Source organism: Streptomyces sp. NPDC005722, from assembly GCF_040630935.1.
Classification (GTDB): Bacteria; Actinomycetota; Actinomycetes; order Streptomycetales; family Streptomycetaceae; genus Actinacidiphila.
Map to the genome: position 1 here is coordinate 133,686 of NZ_JBEXYN010000014.1, position 20,776 is coordinate 154,461.

21 protein-coding genes are annotated in these 20,776 nt (G+C 74.0%); 8 read left to right on the forward strand and 13 right to left on the reverse strand.

Features of this window, described 5'->3' with window-relative positions; genetic code table 11:
- Positions 1-29: 29 nt before the first annotated feature.
- The gene (locus ABZ479_RS18620) at positions 30-1,862 is read right to left on the reverse strand and encodes a TerD family protein (RefSeq protein WP_500462579.1); all 1,833 of its coding nucleotides are present in this window, start codon (positions 1,860-1,862) and stop codon (positions 30-32) included.
- Positions 1,863-2,067: 205 nt separating this feature from the next.
- Between ABZ479_RS18620 and ABZ479_RS18625 the strand changes: the two genes are divergently transcribed.
- Complete coding sequence (locus ABZ479_RS18625) at positions 2,068-2,991, forward strand: SAM-dependent methyltransferase (RefSeq protein WP_500462580.1); 924 nt, start codon at positions 2,068-2,070, stop codon at positions 2,989-2,991.
- A 55-nt stretch (positions 2,992-3,046) separates the two neighbouring features.
- On the opposite strand, the gene ABZ479_RS18630 is transcribed toward ABZ479_RS18625, so the two are convergent.
- On the reverse strand, positions 3,047-4,777 hold the full coding sequence (locus ABZ479_RS18630; RefSeq protein WP_500462581.1) for an ArnT family glycosyltransferase: 1,731 nt from the start codon (positions 4,775-4,777) through the stop codon (positions 3,047-3,049).
- Between the two features lie 156 nt (positions 4,778-4,933).
- Between ABZ479_RS18630 and hemC the strand changes: the two genes are divergently transcribed.
- Together hemC and ABZ479_RS18640 are read left to right on the forward strand one after the other, a co-directional pair.
- Entirely contained in the window at positions 4,934-5,869 is a 936-nt protein-coding gene (hemC, locus tag ABZ479_RS18635; RefSeq protein WP_500462582.1) for a hydroxymethylbilane synthase, read from the forward strand.
- 86 nt (positions 5,870-5,955) lie between these two features.
- Entirely contained in the window at positions 5,956-6,630 is a 675-nt protein-coding gene (locus tag ABZ479_RS18640; protein WP_500462583.1) for a ThuA domain-containing protein, read from the forward strand.
- Between the two features lie 22 nt (positions 6,631-6,652).
- Here the strand turns inward: ABZ479_RS18640 and lexA are convergent, their stop codons facing one another.
- Positions 6,653-7,351: a transcriptional repressor LexA gene (gene lexA, locus ABZ479_RS18645; protein WP_500462584.1), complete on the reverse strand. Its 699-nt coding sequence runs from the start codon at positions 7,349-7,351 to the stop codon at positions 6,653-6,655.
- 401 nt (positions 7,352-7,752) lie between these two features.
- Between lexA and ABZ479_RS18650 the strand changes: the two genes are divergently transcribed.
- The gene (locus ABZ479_RS18650) at positions 7,753-8,676 is read left to right on the forward strand and encodes an RNA polymerase sigma-70 factor (protein WP_500462585.1); all 924 of its coding nucleotides are present in this window, start codon (positions 7,753-7,755) and stop codon (positions 8,674-8,676) included.
- Positions 8,677-8,737: 61 nt separating this feature from the next.
- Here the strand turns inward: ABZ479_RS18650 and ABZ479_RS18655 are convergent, their stop codons facing one another.
- Entirely contained in the window at positions 8,738-9,508 is a 771-nt protein-coding gene (locus ABZ479_RS18655) for a hypothetical protein (RefSeq protein ID WP_500462586.1), read from the reverse strand.
- Between the two features lie 111 nt (positions 9,509-9,619).
- Between ABZ479_RS18655 and ABZ479_RS18660 the strand changes: the two genes are divergently transcribed.
- Positions 9,620-10,012, forward strand: a complete 393-nt coding sequence (locus ABZ479_RS18660) for an alpha/beta hydrolase family protein (RefSeq protein WP_500462587.1) — start codon at positions 9,620-9,622, stop codon at positions 10,010-10,012.
- On the opposite strand, the gene ABZ479_RS18665 is transcribed toward ABZ479_RS18660, so the two are convergent.
- Complete coding sequence (locus ABZ479_RS18665; RefSeq protein ID WP_500462588.1) at positions 9,996-11,396, reverse strand: aldehyde dehydrogenase family protein; 1,401 nt, start codon at positions 11,394-11,396, stop codon at positions 9,996-9,998. The two genes, ABZ479_RS18660 and ABZ479_RS18665, sit on opposite strands and share 17 nt — an antisense overlap.
- 211 nt (positions 11,397-11,607) lie before the next feature.
- On the opposite strand from ABZ479_RS18665, the gene ABZ479_RS18670 reads away from it, so the two are divergent.
- Positions 11,608-11,955, forward strand: coding sequence for a hypothetical protein (locus tag ABZ479_RS18670; protein ID WP_500462589.1), 348 nt, complete (start codon positions 11,608-11,610; stop codon positions 11,953-11,955).
- 375 nt (positions 11,956-12,330) lie between these two features.
- On the opposite strand, the gene ABZ479_RS18675 is transcribed toward ABZ479_RS18670, so the two are convergent.
- The 8 genes from ABZ479_RS18675 to ABZ479_RS18710 form a co-directional block, all read right to left on the reverse strand.
- Positions 12,331-12,690, reverse strand: a complete 360-nt coding sequence (locus ABZ479_RS18675; RefSeq protein ID WP_500462590.1) for a hypothetical protein — start codon at positions 12,688-12,690, stop codon at positions 12,331-12,333.
- A 17-nt stretch (positions 12,691-12,707) separates the two neighbouring features.
- Entirely contained in the window at positions 12,708-13,328 is a 621-nt protein-coding gene (locus tag ABZ479_RS18680) for a DUF1349 domain-containing protein (RefSeq protein WP_500462591.1), read from the reverse strand.
- A 130-nt stretch (positions 13,329-13,458) separates the two neighbouring features.
- A complete protein-coding gene (locus ABZ479_RS18685) occupies positions 13,459-14,691 on the reverse strand; it encodes a PP2C family protein-serine/threonine phosphatase (RefSeq protein ID WP_500462592.1) in 1,233 nt (410 codons plus the stop codon).
- Positions 14,692-14,700: 9 nt separating this feature from the next.
- Positions 14,701-15,555 (reverse strand): PP2C family protein-serine/threonine phosphatase, encoded by an 855-nt coding sequence (locus tag ABZ479_RS18690; RefSeq protein ID WP_500462593.1) that lies wholly within the window; start codon positions 15,553-15,555, stop codon positions 14,701-14,703.
- Positions 15,556-15,609: 54 nt separating this feature from the next.
- A complete protein-coding gene (locus ABZ479_RS18695; protein WP_499608476.1) occupies positions 15,610-16,176 on the reverse strand; it encodes an NADPH-dependent FMN reductase in 567 nt (188 codons plus the stop codon).
- A 152-nt stretch (positions 16,177-16,328) separates the two neighbouring features.
- The gene (locus tag ABZ479_RS18700; RefSeq protein WP_499608479.1) at positions 16,329-16,787 is read right to left on the reverse strand and encodes an ATP-binding protein; all 459 of its coding nucleotides are present in this window, start codon (positions 16,785-16,787) and stop codon (positions 16,329-16,331) included.
- 102 nt (positions 16,788-16,889) lie between these two features.
- The gene (locus ABZ479_RS18705; protein WP_500462594.1) at positions 16,890-17,321 is read right to left on the reverse strand and encodes a response regulator; all 432 of its coding nucleotides are present in this window, start codon (positions 17,319-17,321) and stop codon (positions 16,890-16,892) included.
- Positions 17,321-17,704 (reverse strand): hypothetical protein, encoded by a 384-nt coding sequence (locus ABZ479_RS18710; protein WP_500462595.1) that lies wholly within the window; start codon positions 17,702-17,704, stop codon positions 17,321-17,323. The genes ABZ479_RS18705 and ABZ479_RS18710 overlap by 1 nt, the downstream gene beginning before the upstream one ends.
- 117 nt (positions 17,705-17,821) lie before the next feature.
- Between ABZ479_RS18710 and ABZ479_RS18715 the strand changes: the two genes are divergently transcribed.
- Both ABZ479_RS18715 and ABZ479_RS18720 read left to right on the forward strand, forming a co-directional pair.
- The gene (locus ABZ479_RS18715) at positions 17,822-19,522 is read left to right on the forward strand and encodes a sensor histidine kinase (RefSeq protein WP_500462596.1); all 1,701 of its coding nucleotides are present in this window, start codon (positions 17,822-17,824) and stop codon (positions 19,520-19,522) included.
- Positions 19,519-20,748 carry a PP2C family protein-serine/threonine phosphatase gene (locus ABZ479_RS18720; protein ID WP_500462597.1) on the forward strand — a complete coding sequence of 410 codons (1,230 nt, stop codon included), beginning with the start codon at positions 19,519-19,521 and terminating at the stop codon, positions 20,746-20,748. Before ABZ479_RS18715 ends, ABZ479_RS18720 begins: the two co-directional genes overlap by 4 nt.
- Positions 20,749-20,776 lie beyond the last annotated feature (28 nt).

Here is a 20,776-nt window from a genome sequence, read left to right on the forward strand (position 1 = left end):
CGTCCCCTGCGGGGCGGGCGGCCGCACGGTCAGTCGGTGATGTCCACGCCGTAGCGGCGCGCCAGCGCCGCGAGACCGTGGTCGTAACCCTGGCCCACGGCGCGCAGCCGCCAGAGGGGACCGCGTCGGTAGATCTCGGCGAGCAGGAGGGTGCGTTCGGTGGTCGCGGCGTCCAGCGTCGCCTGGGCGAGGGGCGCCGCGCTGGAACCGGGACCGGAGGCGATCTGGATCGCGCCGACGTCCCCGAAGGTGGGCGTTCCGTCGACGGCCGCGGCGACGACGACCTTGCGAGCGGCCGGCGGGAGGGCGGAAAGGTCGACGCTGACGGTCTGTTCCGTGGGGCCGTCGCTCAGCAGCCGCACGGCGCCCCCGGAGTTCTCGGGGGCGCCGTAGAAGACGAAGTCCGCGTCGGAGGAGACCTGCTCTTCCTCGTCCACGACGAAGGCGACGACATCGATATCGCAGGCGGTCAGCTGGGCCCACGACGCGGTGACGGTCCAGCGGGCCGTGAGCGGTTGCCCCGGGGCCGCGGGCAGGTCGACGACGCCGCCACGCGGGAGGACGCGGGTGGTCCCCCTCGGGCCGCCCGGGTGCGGCAGGGCCGGCACGACGGGCGCTTCGAGCCATCCGGCCGCGTGGACGGGAACGGCGAGCGAGGTGATCCGCGGTATGCGGCGGTCGCGGTCGCCGCCACGGAGAAGGACGACGTCGGTCACACTCGCCGAGAGGTTGACGGCGGCCGCCGCGCCGAGTTCGACGATACGGGTGCGGGCGGCCACCGCTTCGGGGTGGGTGCCGCCGAGTGCGAGCACGCGCCTTCCGGTCAACGGGCCGCCCGTTCCGGCGCCGTCTCCGGTGGGGCGGGCGACTTGGGCCGTCGTCGGGGAGGGGCGCGCGGCCACGGGTTCACGCGGGGCGGGGACAGGGGCCGCCGCGGGGGCGGGTCCTTCGTGCGGGGTTCCCGGCCGCACGTCGGCCAGCAGACGCAGGAAGGCGTCCTCGTCGACGACCGGCACGCCTTCGGCCAGCGCGCGGCGGGCCTTGGCCGAGCCGGAGGAGTAGTCGTTGGCGACCAGGACGCTGGTGTGCCGGCTCACCGAGCCCATGACGTTCAGTCCGGCCGCGACCGACCTCACCACGAGCTCGGCCCTCGACGTCCGCGTCTCGCCGGTGACGGCGACCTTCATGCCCTGTACAAGCGGACCGCCCGTGGTGAACCGCCCCGGGTTCCGGAAGGCGCACGGACTCTTCGGCGGCTGCGGGGCGAACCGGGGGTCCTGCCGGGGCGGGCAGGGCACCAGGGGCAGCGGCAGGTCGAGTCTGGCGGCCTCCCGCAACGAGGCGCGCAGGACGCCGGCCAGGACCCGTGTGTCGTCGAGCGCGTCGTGCGCCCGGACCTGGCGCACGCCGTAGTGCGCGGCGAGCGTGCCCAGCTTGAGGTCCTCGGTGGGCGGATCGACGCGTCGGTTCAGCGCCAGCGTGCACAGACGGCGGTCAACCGGCAGCAGCAGCCCGGCCCGGGCGAATTCGTGCGCGAGGAAGTCGTAGTCGAACTGGGCGTTGTGCGCCACGAACACCCGGTCCCGCAACATCGCGCCGATCCGCCCGGCGACCTGCTCGAAGGCCGGCGCCCCGCGCAGCCGCTCGGGGGTCAGACCGTGCACGTGCACCGGTCCGGGGTCGCAGCCGGGGTCGAGCAGTGTCGAGAACTCGCCGGTCTGTACGCCGTCGGGGCCGAGCGTCACGACGGCCACGGAGAGCACCCGGTCGCGGCGCGGCTGCAGCCCGGAGGTCTCCACGTCCACCAGCGCCCAGTCGTGCGCGTGGTCCCGCAGGTCGGGGACACGGGTTGCGAAAGGCATGATGGAAAGGATGAGGTGACATTCACCGCTGCTGCAACGCAGATGCCCATTCATCCGTATTCCTCCCGTGAGTCGCACGCCTCGCGGCGCCGGGCGGACCGCGGAACGTCCTCCCTGGGAGCCCGGCGGAGTGGCACCAACTGGCCATTTCACCAGCTAAGTTGTGTGCTGATCAGATCGCGTATCCGAGTCCCAGGGGATGGCCATGACCAGCGGCAGCGACGCTCCCAACGACTACGACTCCGCCGAGCAGCTGCGCAGGCGGATCGACACCACCAAGGCGCATCCGGCGCGCGTCTACGACGTCTTCCTCGGGGGCAAGGACAACTACCCCGTGGACCGCGACGCGGCCGCGGCCGCGCTGGCCGCCAATCCGCGCGGCTACCTGGACGTGCGGCACAACCGCGACTTCCTGCGCCGCGCGGTGAACCACATCGCGGGCGAGACCGGCATCCGCCAGTTCCTCGACATCGGCACCGGGCTGCCCACCCAGGAGAACGTGCACCAGATCGCCCAGCGCCTCGTCCCCGAGGCGCGGGTCGTGTACGTCGACAACGACCCCGTCGTCCTGGCCCACGCGCGCGCCCTGCTGACCAGCGGCCCCGAGGGCCGGACCGACTACATCGACGCGGACCTGCGCGACCCCGCCGCGATCCTGCGCGACGCGGCCGGCACGCTGGACCTGACCGAGCCCGTCGCGCTCGTCCTCGTCGCCGTCCTGCACTTCGTCGAGGACGACGAGGCGTACGGCATCGTCAAGCACCTGGTCGACGCGCTGCCCTCGGGCAGCCACGTCGTGCTGAGCCACCTCACCTCCGACCTCAACGCGGAGCAGATCGCCAAGGTCGCCAAGACCTACCAGGACCGCGGCTTCTCCTTCGTGCTCCGCGGGCACGCCGAGGTCCTGCGCTTCGTCACGGACAACGGCCTGGAGATCGTGGAGCCGGGTCTCGTCCCCGTGCACCACTGGCGCCCGGACGGCGTCGACGACACCCTCGCCGCCCACGCCGACGCCTCCCCGGAGTTCGTCGAGGGCCTGGAGGACATCGACAAGATCCGCTACCGGAGCATCACCGACGTCACGGACGCGGACATCAACGTCTACGCCGTGGTGGCGCGCAAGCCCTGACGCCGCGACACCCGGTGCCGCCCGCCCCGACGGACGGGGGCGGCGGCGCCCGGGGTCAGCCGCGGCGGTAGATCGTGATCGAGTGCCCCACCTCGTCGACCGGCACGCTGCCGGCGATGAGTTCGGCCAGCCGGCCTTCCGCCTTGGCGACCGCCGAGTCCGACACCACGAGCAGCCCGTGGACCTGGTCCGCGGGGACCTCGCGCGGGTCGGCGGCGTGGATGCCGTAGTACGCGGGGACCCCGCTGCCCTTGTAGACCAGCCACACCCGCTCGCCGGGGTGGTGTTCGCGGAGGCGGTCCGCGAGGAGGCCCAGGTCCTGGCCCCAGTCGACGTTGGAGTCGTGCAGCCGCAGATGGGTCTTCGACGTGCCGCCGAAGGCCTCGTTGGAGTACTGCAGGTAGTACGGGAAGGTCCGCAGTGAACTGAGGGCGACGAGGACGGCGAGCGCCGCGGCCGCCGGCCCCGCCCACTTCCGTGCCGCGAGGGTCACGCAGGCCGCCGCCACCGCCCCGAACATCGGCAGGAAGACGACGTAGCGGACGCCGAAGTCCCGGGAGCCGGTCATGGCGGCGGCCGTCAGCACGGCCGCGGGGACGAGCAGGTACGGGGCGGCGGGGCGCAGCCGGGGCAGGGCGAGCAGCGCGGCGGCGCCGGCGAGCCACAGGGCGAGCATGCCGAGCGGGGTCTTCACCAGCACCGCGGCCGGCAGGTAGTACCAGAGCGCCCCGCGGTAGTGGCGGCCGAAGAGGAAGCCCTCGAAGGTCGAGTCCTCGAAGCCGAACTGGACCGCCATCCCGTCGCGGTACGCCCGGGGGAGCGGGAGCGCGTCCACGGCCAGGCCCCGCAGACCGTGCAGGGCCGGCAGGGTGTCGGGCGCCGTCCAGCGCAGCCGGGGGTCGACGAGGAGGTAGGAGGCCCACACCACTGCGACGGCGACGAGCCCGACCCCGCCCGCCGCCACCGCGGCGCGCCGCAGCGACCGGGCGGTACCGGCCCGCCCCGTACCGTCCCCGTCCGTGCCCCGCCCACCCGCGTGCCACACCGACAGCGCGGCGAGGAGCAGCAGGACCGGCACCGCGGGAAGCGCGCTCATGCGCGTGGCGAGCGCCGCGCCCAACGCCGCGCCGGCGAGCGGCAGGTGGCGTCCGGGACGCTCCCGCGCCCGCCACAGCGCCCACACCGACGTGAGCAGGAAACCGGCCGCCGGGACGTCGAGGGTGGCGAGGGAGCCGTGTGCGACGACGTCCGGCGAGAAGGCGTACAGGGCGAGGGCGAGCAGCCCTCCGGCGGGGCCGGTGAGATCGCGCGCGAAGGCGAGCACGACCAGTCCGAACAGCAGCGTCAGTACAATCATCGGCAGCCGGGCCGCAAGCATCAGGCGCCAGGGATCGTTGCCGGACTCGTAGAGCACGCTGCGGCCGAGCTGCGTCTGGTCGCCCTCGAAGTCCGGGTCGAGGCGGGGGTGGGCGAACACCAGCCCACTGGCGATGACCAGCTTGCCGAGTGGCGGGTGCTCGGGGTTGAACCGCAGGCTGTGCTCGCGCAGGTAGACCGTCGCCGTGCCCACGTACACCGGCTCGTCGATGGTGGGCGTCTGCCGGACGGCGGTGGTGACCATCGCGCACGCCATCTGCGCGAGGAGCGCCAGCACGGCCAGGACGTACAGCGCACGGCGGTGCCGTGGGGCGGGGGCCGGGAAGCGGCGCACCGGGGCGGTGGTGACGGCGGCGGGCGTCGCCGGTTCGGGGGACAGCGCGGCGGGCGAGGGCCGTTCCTGCGTCATGGTGCGCTTACCCCGTCGCCCGTCCCGGTGGCGCCACGTCCCCGCGCCGGCGCCCTCCCGGTGGGCGCCGCGGGACACACTAGCCCCGTGGCCGGGCGGGCGCGTGGGGTTCGGGGTGTTGCGCGGGCCGCGCGGCGGACGTCGTACCGTGGGCGCATGGCAGTTCCCGAGCTGATCCGCATCGTCTCCCGCTCCTCCCCGATGGCGCTCGCCCAGGTCGAGCGCGTCCGCGCGGAACTGGCCGCGCTCCACCCCGGCATCCGGACGGAGGTCGTGCCCGTCACCACCTCCGGTGACCGCTGGATGGGCGACCTCGCGCGGCTGGGCGGCAAGGGCGCGTTCACCAAGGAGGTCGACGCCGCGCTGCTGGAGGGCCGGGCCGACCTCGCGGTCCACTGCGTGAAGGACGTCCCCGCCGACCGGCCGCTGCCCGCCGGCACGGTCTTCGCCGCGTTCCTCAAGCGGGACGACATCCGTGACGCCCTGGTGCACCCCGGCGGCCTCACGCTCGACCGGCTCCCGCCGGGCACGCGCATCGGCACCTCGTCCGTGCGCCGCATCGCGCAGATCATGGCCTCGCACCCGCACCTGACCTGCGTCCCCATGCGCGGCAACGCCAACCGCCGGCTGGAGAAGCTCGCAGCGGGCGAGGCGGACGCGCTGCTCCTGGCCGTGTCCGGGCTGGAGCGGATCGGCAGGACCGAGGTCATCAGCGAGGTGCTGACGGTGGAGTCGATGATCCCGCCGATCGGCGCGGGCGTCCTCGCCCTGCAGTGCCGGGAGGGTGACGCCGAGACGATCGACGTCGTGAGCGACCTCGGCGACCCGGCCGCGCACCGGGAGACCACGGCCGAGCGGATGTTCCTGCACGTCCTGCAGGGCCACTGCAACAGCCCGATCGCCGGCTACGCCCATGCCGAACGCGACGGCCGGCTCTCGCTGCGGGCGCGGGTCTTCTCGCCGGACGGCAAGACCGTCCTGGACGCCCACGAATGGGCGGGTCCCCTCGACCCGGCCACGCTCGGCACGTCGGTCGCGGTGGCACTGCTGCGGCAGGGTGCCCGCGAGCTGATCGACAGCATCGGGCACTGACGGGCCGGGGCCGCCGCGGGCGCCGTGGGTGCGCCGGGGAGACTGGTGGCGGCCGCTCGCCGTCCGTCACCGCCCTGGAGGGCCGATTGTCCCGCCGCGACCCCCGTGTGCTCGTCTACACCCGCACCACCACCTACCGGCACGACTCGATCCCGGACGGCGTCCGGGCCCTCACCGAACTGGGCGCCGGGCACGGCTTCCGGGTCGACGCCACCGAACGCCCCGAGGACTTCGAGGGGGCCCGTCTGCGCGCCTACGACGCCGTGGTGTTCCTGTCCACCAGCGGGGAGGTGCTCGGCGACGCCGGCCGGGCCGCCCTCGTGGCGCACCACGCGGACGGCGCCGGGTTCATGGGCGTCCACGCCGCGGCCTGCACGGAGTACGACTGGCCGTACTACGGGGAGCTGCTGGGCGCGCGCTTCACGGGGCATCCGCCCCTGCAGGCGGGCACGGTCCTGGTCGAGGACACCGCCCACCCGGCCACCGCGCACCTGGGCGCGGCCTGGGAGGTCACCGACGAGTGGTACGACTTCGACCGCAGCCCCCGTCCCGGCGTGCGCGTGCTGGCCTCCGCCGACGAGTCCTCGTACACGGGCGGCTCGATGGGCACGGACCATCCGCTGGCCTGGTGCCACGAGTACGGCGGAGGCCCCGTCTTCTACACGGCGCTGGGGCACTCCGCTCAGGCCTACCGGGACGCCGCCTTCCGGGCCCATCTGCTGGGCGGGCTGCGGTCGGTGCTGCCCGGGGCGGCGGACTGAGCGGGGGCCGGCGCGCCGGCGTTCAGAGGCGTCGCAGTACGGCGACCACCTTGCCCAGGATGACCGCCTCCTCGCCGGGGATCGGGTCGTAGGCGGGGTTGTGCGGCATGAGCCAGACCCGGTCGCCGTCGTGCTTGAGCCGCTTGACGGTGGCCTCGCCGTCGATCATCGCGGCCACGATGTCGCCGTGGTCGGCGGCGTCCTGACTGCGCACCGTGACCCAGTCGCCGTCGCAGATCGCGACACCCGTCATCGAGTCGCCGACCACCTTGAGGGCGAACAGCTCGCCCGCGCCGACGATCTGCCGGGGGAGCACGAAGACCTCGTCGACCTGCTCCTCCGCGAGGATCGGGGTGCCCGCCGCGATCCGGCCTATCACCGGCACGCGCGCGGACGGGGAGGCGCTGACGGGCTCGGAGCCCGGCTCGGACGCGTGCTGCGACGGCCAGGAGCACCGCACGCGGTAGGCGCGCGGCCGGTGCGGATCCTGCTCGAGCACGCCCTTGCGCTGCAGCACGGCCAGTTGGTGGGCGACCGAGGAGGTGCTGGCCAGGCCCACGGCCTCGCCGATCTCGCGCATCGACGGCGGGAAACCGCGGTTCTCCACCGAGCTCAGGATCGCCTCGACGATGCGGGACTGACGGTTGGTCAGCCCGTCGGGGCCGGGGTTGTCCGAGCCCTGGGGTCGCCCACGGCGCACTGTCGTAGTGGTGGGCTCCATGCCCCGTCCCTCCCTGTGCGGATCCTGCTGCAATACGTAACGTTACCCTGTTCCACGGCATTTTTGGAACGCGTGTGCGAAATTCGGTGAAGATCCGTGCACACATCCGCGGACCCGGCCGCGACCATCCTTTGAATCCGGCTGTCACAAACGGACCCGCTGCCCGGTCTTCTCCTGGGGCTATGTGCGCCTGCGGGCCGGGACCGGCACGGAACCGTAATGCGGCAGGAATGCGACGGGAATTCGCCGCCCTGAGGAACGCACGCCACAAGGGAGACGCCGTCCCGCACCACCGGGACCAGGCCCGGGCGCCGAGCGCCCCCCGGCCCGGGGGAAATCGCCCTCTGTGTACGCTGGAACGAGCAGGCGGCCCGAATGTGACGGTGGAGGAAAACGCGACGATGCAGCAAGGGGACGCGGAGCACGACGGCTCGCTCGACGAGGCCGCGAAGGTGTTCACGGCCCTGCGCCCCCGATTGTTCGGCATCGCCTACCGGATGCTCGGCAGTGCCGCGGAGGCCGAGGACGTCGTCCAGGACGTCTGGTTGCGGTGGCAGGCGGCGGACCGCGACGTCGTGGAGAACCCGACCGCGTTCCTCACCACCGCGACGACCCGGCTGGCGATCAACGTCACCCAGTCCGCCCGCGTCCGGCGTGAGGGCTACGTCGGCCCCTGGCTGCCCGAACCCGTCGACACCCGCGCCGACCCGGCGCTGGGTGCCGAACGCGGCGAGGCGGTGGAGATCGCGGTGCTCTTCCTGCTGGAGCGCCTGACGCCCACCGAGCGCGCGGCATACGTGCTGCGCGAGGCGTTCGACTACCCGTACCGGGAGATCGCCGCCGTTCTCGACCTGAGCGAGGCCAACTCCCGCCAGCTCGTCAGCCGCGCCCGCAAGCACATCGCAGCCGGCCGCCGCGAGCAGGTGGACACGGCGGAGCACCGCCGGCTCCTCGAGGCGTTCGTGGCGGCGGCCAGGGCGGGCGACATGGCCGGCCTGGAGAAGCTGCTCGCCAGCGACGTGGTCAACTACGGCGACGGCGGCGGCGCCGTGCGCAACGCGGCCAGGATCCCCGTGTCCGGCGTCGCAAAGGTGGCGAAGTTCCTCGCCGCCTTCGCGCCGCGCTTCTGGCCCGACACCGAGGTGGTGTGGGTCGAGGCGAACGGCCGGCCCGCGGCGCTCGTCGTCCACGGCGGCGCGCCGATGGCGCTGCTGGCCATCAGCGCCACCGAACAGGGCATCGACCAGCTCATGTGGGTGCTCAACCCGGCGAAGCTGACCGGCTTCAGCGCCGTGGCGGCGAGCTCGGGCGGGCCGTCCGCCTGAGGCCGGCTCCGGGCGTCCTACCTGTCCGTACGGGCCGCCGCCCTCCGTCGGGTATCGGAGATCAGCCGTCGGCCGCGGCGCGGCCCGGGGCCGCGTCGCCCGCGCGCAGCAGCCGCAGGAAGGCCTTCAGACCCGTGATGATCTCCTCGTTGTCCGTGAGCCGGTCGATCGTGGCCTCGAACTCCCGCGCCAGCGCGGTGATCCGGCGATCGGTGTCCTCGGCCCGCTCGTACACCGACACCCCCAGCGCGTCCACCGTGCGCCGCAGCTCGGCGAGGGCCCGGTACTGCTCCTCGGCCTTCCCCTCCAGGACCTTGACGCCGCTGTCCGTGCGCTCGACACGCTGCTTCAGCCCCACGACGTCGTCACGCGGATAGGTGACGTCCTTCAGCAGGGCGCCCAGCCGCCCGCGCAGCTGCCCGAACCACGCGCCCGCCGGGCGGAACACCGTGCTCAGCAGGAAGAACGCGGCGATCCAGTACCCCGCGCCGTGGCCGGTCGCCACCGTGACCGCCACCACCCCCGCCGCCGTGAGCAGATGGCCCGCCAGGGCGACCCGCAGCATCGTCCTGGCGATGCGCGCGGCCTCGGCGTCCCGCGCCTGAGGGACCGTCAGCCCCTTCCCCCGGCTCACCGAGATCTCGGCCAGCACCGTGTGCGCCCGGAAGTAGACGTTCCACGGCACCGTGAGCAGGACGAGCAGCCACAGCAGGCAGAGCACCCCGGCCCCCACGCCCAGGACCACCGGCAGCGGCGCCCCCACCGCGTAGACCAGGGCCAGCGCCCCCGCGGTCACCGCCAACGCCAGCACCGCGCCCAGGAATCTCCCCATGCCCGCCTCCAACCTCCCTCTCCGGCCGATCCGTTGGCTCCATCGTCCCGGCCGGCCGCGATGCGGGCATGAGTACGCCTACTCACTCCGCCCGCGCCCCGGTGCGGTGCTGTGCTGTGCGGTGACGCACCGGCCGCCGTGCCGTACGGCTCCCCGCCGGCTCCCACGTGTTCCGGCACCTCATCCCGCTGCTCGCCGACCCCTACCAGGTGCTCGCCCGCCCTCGCCGACGTCACGGCCGCGCTGCTGGACCGGTTCGGCGTCGACCGGCACGCGCCGTACGTCCACGGCCACGGGACGGCGATCGGCCGGTGCCTGGCGCTGCGCGCCCCGGCGCGGATCACCGGGATCGTGACGCAGAACGGCAACGCGTGCCCGGACCGCTGCCGGCCGTGTTGGGGGGCGGACGACGAGGTCTACGCCCCGGCCGGGGCCCGCGGCTTCCTCGGCCGCGTCGCGTCCTGCCCCCGTCCGCCCGGACGGGCGCTCAGCGGGGGCGGGTGATCGTCCGGTGCACGACGTACCCCTCGAGCCCGGTCGTCGCGTCCATGCCCGTCGCGGTCCCGTTGACCGGCACGGCGCCCGTGCGCAGCCGGCGCGCGACGGCGACGGCGCGTTCGGGGTCGGCGGACCACACGCCGCCGGAGAGGCGGTACTCCGAGTCGTTGGCCATCCGTACGGCGTCGTCGTCGCCGTCGTGGGCGATGACCGTGAGGACCGGGCCGGAGATCTCGTCCTGGGCGATGCGCATGCGGTGGTCGACGTCGGCGAGGACGGTCGGCGTCACGTAGTAGCCGGCCTCCAGGCCCGCGGGGGGCCGGGAGCCCCCGGTCACCAGGCGGGCGCCCTCCTCGACGCCGAGGTCGATGTACGACATCAGGCGCTGCTGCCGCTCCGGGCCGGCCATCGGCCCGATCGAGGTGTCCGGGTCCGCGGGGTCGCCCACCTTCAGCGTCCCGACGGCGTCCGCGACGGCCGTGACGACCTCCTCGTACCGGCGGCGGGGCGCGAGGACGCGGGTCCGCGCGGCGCACATCCTGCCGTTGTCGCCGAGCGAGGCGAACAGCCCCCGCACCGTGCGCCCGAGGTCGGCGTCGTCCAGGACGATCGCGGCCGTCTTGCCGCCGAGTTCCAGGCGGACCCGCTTGAGCTGTTCCCCAGCGAGCGAGGCGACACGGCGCCCGGCCGCGGTGGAACCGGTGAAGGCGATCTCGTCCACGTCCGGATGGGTCACCAGGTACTCGCCCGTGTCGCGGTCGGCGGGCAGCACGCTCAGCGTGCCCTCGGGCAGCCCCGCCTCCGCGTACAGCTCGGCCAGCAGCCCGACGGCCAGTGAGGTCTCCGGCGCGACCTTCAGGATGACGGTGTTGCCCGCCAGGAGGGCGGGCGTCAGCCGCGCCGTGGCGGCCGAGAACGGGCACTGCAGCGGGATCACCGCGGCGATGACGCCGACGGCCTCGCGCCGCACGATGGTGTCGTGGCCGGGGGAGGGGTCGCAGGGACGGACGGTCTCGTCCCAGCCCAGCTCCTCGGCGGCCTTGAGACAGGCGTCGACCCGGCGCGTGAGGGAGGCCTGCTCCGCGTCCGTGAACCGGCGGGGCGTCCCGGTCGCGGCGGACACCCGCGCGGCCGCCTCCGCCGCCCGTTCCTCGCGCAGCGCGTTCACCCGGCGGACGACCTCCTGCCGCTCCTTGGGATCCGTGTGCGGCCACGGCCCGCTGTTGAAGGCCGCGCGCGCCGTGGCGACGGCGACGTCGGCGTCACCGGGTGCGGCCTGGGCGGCGCGCCCGAGCAGGGAGCGGTCGTGGGGGGAGCGGATGTCCAGGGGGCCGGGATGCGCGGGCGCGGTCCAGACACCACCGATGAACAGCCTGTCGTACACGATCATCGAGTTTCCCTTCCGGTGTCCGGTGCTCCCTGCGTCCGGTGCGATGCGCCGGACCTCGCGGACTTCGCGCGGGTACGAAGAACGGAAGCCGCGCCCACCGGTCTCCCGTGGGCGCGGCTTCCGCTTCCGTGAGGTGCGCGACCGCCGAAACGCTGGTCAGAAGCCTGCTGCGGCCGGTCGCAGATTGTCCTGCTGGTACCGGGGAACAGTTGTGGACCGCTCCCTGGTGGAGGTGTTACCGGCCTCCGCCGCCGCCGCCACCGTGGCCTCCGCCACCGCCACCGCCGCCGCCGCCGTGGCCACCGCCACCGCCGCCGTGGCCGCCACCGCCACCGCCGTGGCCGCCGCCGCCACCACCGTGACCGCCGCCGCCGCCACCCCAGCCGTAGTCGCTGTAGCCGCGGTCGTAACCGCCGCCCCAGCCGCCACCGTGGTCGCCGCCGCGGTCGTAACCGCCGCCGCCGTAGCCGCCACCACCGTGACCGCCACCGCCGCCGCCGCCGTGGCCACCGCCACCGCCGCCGCCACCGCCGTGCTCGGCGTAGCTGACCGCCGCTGAGGCCGGTGAGCTCGTCGGTGCCGCGACGGCCGAGGAGGCCGCACCCCCAAGGGCGAGCGCGAGGCCTGCCACTGCGGCGAGGGGCCACTTGGAAATACGCATGAGAACTCTCCTAGCCAGGTCGGTTCCTGGGCGTGGACGCGGTTCAAAGGCCACTGCGCCGCACGTTCCGGCCGGCGCCCCACCCCCGCCCGCGGACTGTGACGTCCCGCGGTCAAGTGGTGATGTTCGAAATGTTGCCTTTGCCACTATTTGTCCACAGCCCCCACGCTGCGACCGCCAGGTCGTGACGTCAAGGAGCGAGCCTGGTAGTGCCACTACCAGGCTCAGCGTTCAGCGGGCGGGAGGCCGACGGCCCGGGGAGGCCGTACCGGCTCAGTCGCTCGGCGAGTCGTCGTCGAAGGGCTCGTCACTCCACCGGAACCAGGCCTGGTCGTCCTCGATGTGCAGCAGGAACTCGGCCACGGGCCCCGAGGGCGAGGAGAGCGTGACCGCGCTCCGCACCTCGGCGTACGCCGCCTCCCACGCGGCCCAGGGCTCGTCCTCGTCGGCCGGCGCGGTCATCGCGGTCTGCATCAGGTGCAGTTCGCGGGCGAACAGCGGCCCCACCCGGGCGAACGCCGGGGCGGGTGTGAACCGCCCCGACAGCCACGGGAAGTCGGCCTCCTCGACCGTGATGTCACCGACGGGCTCGCCGTCGCTCAGCACCCGCCAGGTCTCGCCAACGAAGCCCATCGTGTCCTCACCGGATCTCAGTGGCCCCCGGTGCCGGCCTGCGCCGGCTCCTCGTGCAGCGCCGAGTCGGCCGCGCCCCGCGTGAATCCGGTGAAGGCAACCCGCATACCGGCACGTTCGGGGGAGCAGCAGAACGGTCCCGCGCCGGCGGCGGCGTCCGGGTCGAGCGGCGCGAGCCGCACCAGCCGCCAGGGGCCGTCGTCGCGGCGCGCGCGGATCGTCACCGCGTCCCCGGAACGGCTGGCGCGTACGGTGACGGAGCGCCCGGCCCAGTCCGGCACCGGTGCCAGCGACCAGTCGGAGACCCCGCGGGTGACGACCGCGCCGAGGTGCGGCACACCGTCGGACATCTCGATCCCGGCCTTGATCCACGTCTCCGCGTCGACCCGGATCATCAGCCCGGCCTGGTCGTACAGCGTGTCGAAGTCCGCGCGGAAGGTCACCTCCACCGACGAGTCCGCCGGGAAGGCGGCGAGCAGGGCGTGGCCGTCGTCGCGGACGAAGCCGTAGCCGGTGGTGCGCCAGAAGTCGCTGCGGTCCCGGGTGGTGACCAGCAACCCCGATCCGTCCGCCTCGGCGTGCTGCGGGGCGTTGAGCCACGTGGCCTCGTCCCAGTCGATCGGGCGCTGCTCGTTCATGGACCGTCCTTCCGGTGGGGCGGGCCCCTGGGCGTGATGCCGCGGGGCCGCCGCTGGCGTGGGCGGGCCCAGCGTAGATCAGCGCTCCGGCCGCGGAACACGGGCGGGGACGACGGGACGCGGGGAGAGGTCATTCCCGTTCGGAGCCGAAGGGCGGCACCCGCGTGGAGGGACCGGGGTCGGGCCCCCCGGACAGGGCCGACGGCCCGTCGACCGCCGGCGGTCCGTGCGACAGCCCGATGCCCGCCGGTTCCCGGCACACGGTGATCAGCGCGGCGTCGTCCCCGAGCCGTCCGCCGCTGTAGGCGAGGAGGTCCTCGCGTACGTGCCGCACCAGGTCCTCGGGGGTCCGACGGCCCCGCCAGGACGCCACGCGCTCGGCGAGGGGGTAGAAGCGCCCCGACGGGTCACGCGCCTCCGTCACGCCATCGGTGTACAGCAGCAGGACGTCGCCGGGGCCGAAGGCGAAGGTGTCCACGCCGGGGTGCGAGGGCTGCAGCAGGCCCAGGCCGATGGGCGGCGCCGGCTGGGTCGGGTCGAGCGCGGCGAGACCGTCGGCGGCCAGCCGCAGCGGCGGCGGGTGGCCGCAGTTGAGGATGCGGACCTCGGGACGGTCGTCGGGGAAGTCGACCAGGATCGCGGTGATGAACGACTCGACCGCCGCGTCCTCCTGCAGCCCGTCGCCGCCGCCTTGCGCGGCCTTCCAGGACACCGTCGCCTCCAGGTGCGCGTACATCGCCGGCAGTGGCGGGGCGCGGTAGGCGACGCTGCGGAACGCCCCGAGCAGCAGGGAGGCGTCGCCGATCGCCGGCAGGCCCTTGCCGCGGACGTCCCCGATGAGCAGCCGGGTGCCGCCGGGCGTGCGCACCGCCGCGTACAGGTCGCCGCCGATCCGGGCCTGGTCCTCGGCGGCCTGGTAGTCGAAGGCGATCCGCAGCGGGCCGATGCGCTCCGGCAGGGGCTGCAGGACGACCTGCTGCGCGGCCTCCGCCACCGAGCGCACCTGCTGCAGCTCGGCCTGGTGCCGTTCGCGCAGCCTGACGAAGAGCACGGTGAAGGCGGAGACGAGGACCAGCGCGATGATCTCGCTCTGGCGGTACGAGGTGGTGATGGTGCCGTCGGCCACCGACACCACGGTGAGCGACGCCACCGCCAGCCCGCCGATCAGGGCGGTGAGCCGGAGCCCGCCGAACGACGCGGTCAACGCCGGTGCCACGACCAGGAGCGGACCCAGGTGGCCCTCCGTGGGGATCACCAGGTCGCTGATGACGATCGCCACGATCAGCAGCACCGGGACCGCTATCAGGGCGGGATTCCGCTCCACGGACCAGTACGTGCGTGCGCGTGGTGCTGCAAGACGCATACCTCTTGCTTACACCTCTCCCGCCGACCCCGCCCGTGGCCGTACGTCGGCGGGAACGGGCAGCAGCAGCGCCGTCACGTTGTCGTGGCCGCCGGCGTCGAGCGCGTGACCGACCAGGGAACGGGCGCCGTCCAGCGGCGTCGCGCCGGCCCCGGAGGCGGGCGTCGCGGTCAGCCGGGCGCGCAGTTCCTCCGCGCCGGGGAGGTACCGCCACAGCCCGTCGGTGCACAGCAGCAAGTGGCCGGGGACGGCCGGGCGGCCGCTGCGCACCCTTGGTACGGGGTCGCCGTTCCCGGCGCCGAGCCAGCCGGTCAGGGCCTCCAGCTCGCCCGTGTCGTCGTCGGTCAGCGCGAGGGCCAGTCCCTCGTCCGGCAGCCAGTACGCCCGGCTGTCACCGATCCACGCGCACCACAGCCCGCCGGGACCGGTGACGCCCGCGACGAAGGTGCAGGCCGGTGCCTCGTCCGGGGTGACGGCGAGTGCGGCGACGGCGCGTCCCGCGCGCCGGGTCGCGTCCTCCAGCGCGACCTCGGGCACGGTGCCCGCGAGCAAGGCCGACGCCAGCGCCCCCGAGGCGACCTCCGCCGCGAGCCGTGCCGCCCGCTCGGAGCGCGGGGCCATGGACACCCCGTCGCACACCACGCCGATCGTCCAGGCCCCGGCCGTGGTCACGGCCATCGCGTCGGCGTTCACCTCACGCCGCTTCCCCCGGTCGGTGACGCCGGCCGCGCCTCCCGCGACGGCCTCCACCCGTGACCTGAACCCGCTCTGGGCGGCGCCGCAGTCCCAGCAGTGACCGTCCGGGGCCACCGTCCCACCGCACCGCTCGCACTCCGGCGTACCGCCCCCCTGTCGTCCGTCCACGGCAGGACCCTACGAGGGCGCCGCGGCGGGAGGGAACCCCGGGCGGGGGCAAGATCAGGACGGTGTACGGCGCAGCGGCGCCAGCGCGTCGCTCCAGGCCAGGACCTCGTCGAGGACGACCTCCAGCTCACCCGCCCGGCGCGGGCCGGGTTCGAAGCGGCTCATGTCGGCGAAGTCGCGGAAGAGGGAGAGCGCCACCTGCGCGCGGACGGTGGCCACCCGCAGCTCGGCCATCACCAGCCGCAGGTGCTCCACCGCGCGGGTCCCGCCGACACTGCCGTAGGCGACGAAGCCCGCCGCCTTGTTGTTCCACTCGGCGAAGAGGTAGTCGATGGCGTTCTTGAGCGCTCCGGGGATCGAGTGGTTGTACTCGGCCGTCACGAAGACGTAGCCGTCGAAGGAGCCGATCTTCTCCGCCCACGCGAAGGTGTGCGGACGGCTGTACTGCCCCATCGACGGCGGCACCGGCTCGTCGAGCAGCGGGAGGTCGTAGTCGTCGATGTCGACCAGTTCGTACTCGGCGTCGCCGCGCAGCGCGGCGTGTTCGTACACCCATTGCGCGACGGCCTCGCCGAGGCGCCGGGGGCGTGTGCTGCCGAGGATGACGGCGATCCTGGTCATGGTGCTGCTCCTGGACGGTCCTGTTCCGGTGGCCGGGCGGGGCGCCGGAAAGGCGGTCCGGCGCGTGAGGCACCTTCCATGCGCGCCCGCCGGCGAACCGGGCGGGCCGGGGGGTTCACCCGATCGCCGCCACGGCCGTGGAGCCGCGTGCCTCAGCGGACGCGGGGCTCCAGGGAGACGCGGACGGTGATCCGCTTGCCCACCGGCTGGCGCTGCACGTCGTAGCCCTCGCACAGCGCGAGGATGATCTCCAGGCCGTGCTGGCCGATCCGTCCCGGCTCGGCGGCGCGGGCCAGCGGGAGGGTGCTGCTGGTGTCCCACACGGACACCAGCAGGGTCGCCGTGTCGACGTCCACCTCGAGGTCGAGCAGGCCGGGGCCGGGTGCGTACTTGCAGGTGTTGGTGACCAGCTCGCTGACGACGAGCTGGGCGGTCTCGACCGTCTCGACCGGTACCGGGACGCCGTGCTCACCCTGGACGCGGGCGAGGAAGTCGGCGGCGAACCTGCGCGCCGCGGAGATCGCCTCCGAGTCGCCCTCGTGCGCGAATCCGGCGTGGATGCACGGCCAGTCGGCCAAGTGGGCGGGGCGGCCGTCCAGCCTCGGTTCCATGGTGGTGCCTTTCGTACTGCTTCCCGGCCGGCCGCGCTCAGGCGCGGCCAGCCGTCCGTCTACCCCGTTTTCCGCCGGTGACTCATCGGCTCCCGGCCGGCTTCACCGGCGGGGCAGTTTGGTGACGGTGTCCAGGTAGAAGGCGTCGATGCTGTGCACGGCCCGCTCGAAGTCGTCCAGGTTGACGGGCTTGGTCACGTACGCGTTGGCGTGCTGCCGGTAGGCGCCGGTCACGTCGTCGGGCGCGGCCGAGGTGGTGAGCACGACCACGGGGATCGCGCGCAGTTCCTCGTCGCTCTTGAGGATGGCCAGCAGCTCGTGACCGTTCATCCGCGGCATGTTGAGGTCGAGGACGATCAGGTCGGGCAGCCGGTTGGCCGGGTCGCGCAGGTACTCCAGCGCCGCGAGGCCGTCCTCGACCTGGGTGAGGTTGCGGGCGCCGCGCTCCGCGAGGGCGTCGCCGATGAGCATGGCGTCCGCGGGGTCGTCCTCGACCAGCAGCACGTCGTGGGGGCGGGCGGGGGCGATCATCATCATTGGCTCCGGGTCCGGTCGGTGCGCCGCGAAGGACGGTGGGGGGTGTCGCTGGTCACCAGGCCGGGCCAACGGCGGCGGGCGCCCTGGCGGCTGATGTTGCAGGCGCGGCCGATCTGGGGGTATCCGGCACCTGCGGCGGCCGCCTGCTCGGCCGCGAGGTCCTCCAGGTGTGCGATCGCCTGCTGGAGGAGGTTGAGCATGTGCAGGTACGCCAGGGCCTCACCGCGTGCTTCGGTACCGTCGTCCGCGGTGGTCCCGGGGACGGTGAGCGGGCGGAGGGCACGGCGGGCCAGGCGCCCGGCGAGGTCGTCGACCGCGCCGATCGCCAGTGCGGCGAGTTCCTCCTCCGACAGGCGCGGAGCGAAGTGGGTGCCAGGCATGGCCCCCACCTTAGGACCTGCCACATCGCGCGACAACAAGTGTTGTCGGGTGGCCGTTACAGTGGGTTCCGCCTTCGGGCGTCCGAACGGCGGAGAGGGAAGCGGAGGGTGTGCGGCGTGGCAACGGGCGAGACGATCGTGCAGGCGGCCGGCGGCGGACCGGAGGCGGCGGCGCACGTCCCCGACGACGCCCGCGGCCCGGGCCGGCTGTCGGCCTGGACGACCCGCCGGTGGCTCCGCGTCGGCGTCAGCGTCGCCCTCGCGGTGCTGGCCGCGCTGGGCGCGCTCGGGATATGGGCGCTGGACCGCAGCACCGCGCTGACCGACCAGCTGGTGGACCAGCGCTCCCCGGCGCTGGTCAACGCCATCCGGCTGGAGGCCGCGCTGGTGAACCAGGAGACCGGCGTCCGCGGCTACGGGCTGAGCGGGCAACGGCAGTTCCTCGATCCGTACACCCGGGGCCTGACCGACGAGCGGACCGCCCTCGAGCGGCTGCGTCCCCTCGTCGAGGACGACCCGCGGGCGCGCGCCGACCTCGACGGCGTGGTGGACGCCGCCGAGGCCTGGCAGGGACTGATCGCGCGGCCCGTCGCCGCCGTCTCCGCCACGCCGGGGCAGCCGGTTCCGCTCGCCACCGAGCGGGCCGACGAGGGCAGGGCCGCCTTCGACCGGGTCCGCGGTGCCCTGAGCGGCCAGCAGGAGCACCTGCGGCAGGCCCGCGTCACCGCCGGTACCCAGCTCGACGCCGCCGTGCGGCTGCGCAACGGGGTGTTCACCGCCATCGCCGCGGTCATCGTGCTGCTGGCCGTCCTCGTCTTCGAGGGACTGCGCCGCGGCATCAACGGGCCCCTGGAACGGCTCGGCAACGAGGTCCGGCACGTGACGCGGGGCCGCTTCGACCACCCCATCACCGCGACCGGCCCGGCGGACCTGCGGCGCCTGGGCGGCGACGTGGAGGCCATGCGGGGCAGGCTCGCGGAAGAGCTCTCCTTCGCCGAGCGGGCCCGGCGGATGCTCGACGAGCAGTCCGCCGAGCTGAAGCGCTCCAACGCCGAGCTGGAGCAGTTCGCCTACGTCGCCTCGCACGACCTCCAGGAACCGCTGCGGAAGGTGTCGAGCTTCACCCAGCTCCTGCAGCGTCGCTACGGGGACCAGCTGGACGAGCGCGCCGACCAGTACATCGCGTTCGCCGTCGACGGCGCCAACCGCATGCAGACCCTCATCAACGACCTGCTGGCCTTCTCCCGGGTGGGCCGGGTCCACAACCAGCAGAGCACCGTGGACCTCGAGCGGATCGCCGAGGCCACGGAGGATGCGCTGAGCGTCGCCCTGGAGGAGTCCGGCGCCGGGATCACCCGCGACCCGCTGCCGACCGTCGTCGGCGACACCACGCAGCTGGGCATGCTCTGGCAGAACCTGATCTCCAACGCGGTGAAGTTCCGCCACCCCGAACGGGCGCCGCGGATCCACGTCGCGGCCCGGCGCGACGGCGACCTGTGGCGGTTCTCCGTCACGGACAACGGCATCGGCATCGACCCCGAATTCGCCGAGAAGGTCTTCGTGATCTTCCAGCGGCTGCACACCAAGGACGCCTATCCCGGCAACGGTATCGGGCTGGCCATGTGCAAGAAGATCGTCGAGTTCCACGGCGGCACCATCGCCATCGACCCGGAGTACGGCCCCGGCACCCGCATCGCCTTCACCCTCCCCGCACAGCAGCAGCCCGATCCCAGGCCCGAGTCCGAGACCTTGCCCGAGACCGTGCCCGGGACCGCCACGGCGGATACCGACGGGGGCGCGGGGGAGCCCCGACCGTGACGACACCCCCCACCCCGCTCGCACCCGTCACCCACCACAGGATCCTGCTCGTCGAGGACGACGCCGGGGACGCCCTGCTGGTGACGGAACTGCTCGCCGACACCGCACTGCGGTACACCCTCGTCTGGCACAAGACCCTCGCCGACGCCTGCTTCGAGCTGTCCCAGCGGGCGGCCGACTGCGTACTGCTCGACCTGCACCTGCCCGACGCCGCGGGCCTCGGTGCCGTCGCCGAGATCCAGCGCGCCGACCCCGGTACCGCGGTCATCGTGCTGACCGGCCTCGCGGAGGGGCAGGCCGGTTCCGGGGCCCTCGCCACCGGCGCCCAGGACTACCTCGTCAAGGGCAAGGTCGAGCCGGAACTCCTGCAGCGCGCCGTTCGCTACGCCGTGCAGCGCAAGCAGGTCGAACGGGCCGGGGCCGACCTGCAGGCCGGCCGGCTGCGGGCGCAGGAGAACGCCCGCCTCGAACGGGGACTGCTGCCGCAGCCGCTGCTCACCACCCCCGCCGTCACCGCCACCAGCCGCTACCTCCCGGGACGGGAGAGCGCCCTGCTGGGCGGCGACTTCCTGGACGTGGTGCAGACCGACGACGGGCGCGTCCACGCCGTGATCGGCGACGTCAGCGGCCACGGCCCGGACGCCGCGGCACTGGGCGTCTGCCTGCGCATCGCCTGGCGCGCGCTGACCCTGGGCGGCCACCGCGGCCCGGAACTCCTGCGCCTGCTGGAGCGGATGCTCGTCGCGGAACGCTCGCACCCCGACCTGTTCACCACGTGCACGCTGCTCACGCTGGACCTCGCCGCGTCCCGGGCCACGGTGCACCTCGCCGGCCACCACGAGCCCCTGCTGACCACCGGCGGCGTGACGCGGCCGGCGGAGGCGGTGCACGGCGTCGCCCTCGGCATCGCCCCCGGCCTGGACCAGTGGCCCGCCACCGTGCTGGACCTGCCGGAGCGCGGCACCCTGACCCTCTACACCGACGGCCTCATCGAGGGCCACGCGGGCCCCGGCGGTGAGCGGCTCGGCTCGGAGGGGCTGCTGGGTCTGCTCGCCCGCACCACCGTGACGGGGCCCGACGCCCACCTCGACGCGCTGATCCGGCAGGTCCGCGACCTCAACGAGGAACGCCACACCGACGACCTGGCGGTCCTGCGCCTGGACTGGGACGTCACGGCGGCCGCCGGCGCCGGGACCGGCGGGCCCCCGCGGACCGGCGACAGCTGACGCGGGAGCCCCTGGCCCGCCGGGCCCT

Coding starts and splice junctions, on each gene's coding strand:
- ABZ479_RS18710 (WP_500462595.1), bottom strand. CDS start 17,704: ATGCCTGGCACCCACTTCGCTCCGCGCCTGTCGGAGGAGGAACTCGCC.
- hemC (WP_500462582.1), top strand. CDS start 4,934: ATGGCAGTTCCCGAGCTGATCCGCATCGTCTCCCGCTCCTCCCCGATG.
- ABZ479_RS18625 (WP_500462580.1), top strand. CDS start 2,068: ATGACCAGCGGCAGCGACGCTCCCAACGACTACGACTCCGCCGAGCAG.
- ABZ479_RS18680 (WP_500462591.1), bottom strand. CDS start 13,328: ATGAACGAGCAGCGCCCGATCGACTGGGACGAGGCCACGTGGCTCAAC.
- ABZ479_RS18630 (WP_500462581.1), bottom strand. CDS start 4,777: ATGACGCAGGAACGGCCCTCGCCCGCCGCGCTGTCCCCCGAACCGGCG.
- ABZ479_RS18650 (WP_500462585.1), top strand. CDS start 7,753: ATGCAGCAAGGGGACGCGGAGCACGACGGCTCGCTCGACGAGGCCGCG.
- ABZ479_RS18655 (WP_500462586.1), bottom strand. CDS start 9,508: ATGGGGAGATTCCTGGGCGCGGTGCTGGCGTTGGCGGTGACCGCGGGG.
- ABZ479_RS18675 (WP_500462590.1), bottom strand. CDS start 12,690: ATGGGCTTCGTTGGCGAGACCTGGCGGGTGCTGAGCGACGGCGAGCCC.
- ABZ479_RS18685 (WP_500462592.1), bottom strand. CDS start 14,691: ATGCGTCTTGCAGCACCACGCGCACGCACGTACTGGTCCGTGGAGCGG.
- lexA (WP_500462584.1), bottom strand. CDS start 7,351: ATGGAGCCCACCACTACGACAGTGCGCCGTGGGCGACCCCAGGGCTCG.
- ABZ479_RS18695 (WP_499608476.1), bottom strand. CDS start 16,176: ATGACCAGGATCGCCGTCATCCTCGGCAGCACACGCCCCCGGCGCCTC.
- ABZ479_RS18705 (WP_500462594.1), bottom strand. CDS start 17,321: ATGATGATCGCCCCCGCCCGCCCCCACGACGTGCTGCTGGTCGAGGAC.
- ABZ479_RS18665 (WP_500462588.1), bottom strand. CDS start 11,396: ATGATCGTGTACGACAGGCTGTTCATCGGTGGTGTCTGGACCGCGCCC.
- ABZ479_RS18620 (WP_500462579.1), bottom strand. CDS start 1,862: ATGCCTTTCGCAACCCGTGTCCCCGACCTGCGGGACCACGCGCACGAC.
- ABZ479_RS18700 (WP_499608479.1), bottom strand. CDS start 16,787: ATGGAACCGAGGCTGGACGGCCGCCCCGCCCACTTGGCCGACTGGCCG.